Annotated in this window: 1 protein-coding gene and 1 pseudogene; both read right to left on the reverse strand. The window is 44.9% G+C overall.

The features are described 5' to 3' along the window. Window positions 1-343, reverse strand: a 343-nt coding sequence (locus tag A3766_RS32605) for a carboxypeptidase-like regulatory domain-containing protein (protein ID WP_369808607.1), incomplete at its 3' end; no start/stop codon positions are given. Then, window positions 326-818, reverse strand: a pseudogene (locus tag A3766_RS32610) (thrombospondin type 3 repeat-containing protein); the annotation flags it as partial. The pseudogene A3766_RS32610 and the gene A3766_RS32605, both read right to left, overlap by 18 nt.

The following is an 818-nucleotide window of genomic DNA, read 5'->3' on the forward strand; positions in this document are numbered from 1 at the left end:
TTAGGTAACCAGATAAGGTCAGTGCGTCACCTATCAATGTAATCAAGTGAACGACGTCGCGACCAGCAATACTTATTTCCTGCAGGGTAGGGTTGCTGAGGCCACTTTCTGATGGCGGAGTAACACCAATGAAATAATCGCCAGCACTCATATTTTCAAATAAGTACGCACCGTCCGACGATGTAGCCACAGAACTCAGATATTGTTTTTGACTATTATAGATTGCTACTTCCGCGCCTCCAACGGGGCTTCCCTCACCATTAACAACACCGCTTAAGCTAATACCAACTAACTCCGGTGGCGGTGGTGAAATAATCTCGGGGACATCACATGCATCGCCAATACCATTAGCGTCACGATCACTCTGATCTGCATTGGGTATTAGTGGACAATTGTCATTTTCGTCAAGTATTCCATCGTTATCGAAGTCATTTTCGATAACGGAAGGCGCATCACAGGCATCACCTATCCCGTCGCTATCACTATCACTTTGATCCGGGTTAGGTGTTAATGGGCAGTTATCGACTCCGTCAAGCACGCCGTCATCGTCATAATCATCGTCTGAGATAAGCGGAACATCACAAGCATCACCTATACCATTATTGTCACGGTCAGCCTGATCACTATTCGGAAATCAAAGGGCAGTTATCGCTTTCATCTGGAATACCATCCCTGTCGTAATCAACTAGGGCCGGTGTATCGCATACATCACCAATGCCATCATTATCACTATCAAGCTGGTTAGTGTTTGGAATTAACGGACAATTATCAACATCATTCAGTATGCCGTCGTTATCATAATCATCGTCAGATACTAA

This window comes from Oleiphilus sp. HI0132, from assembly GCF_001635845.1.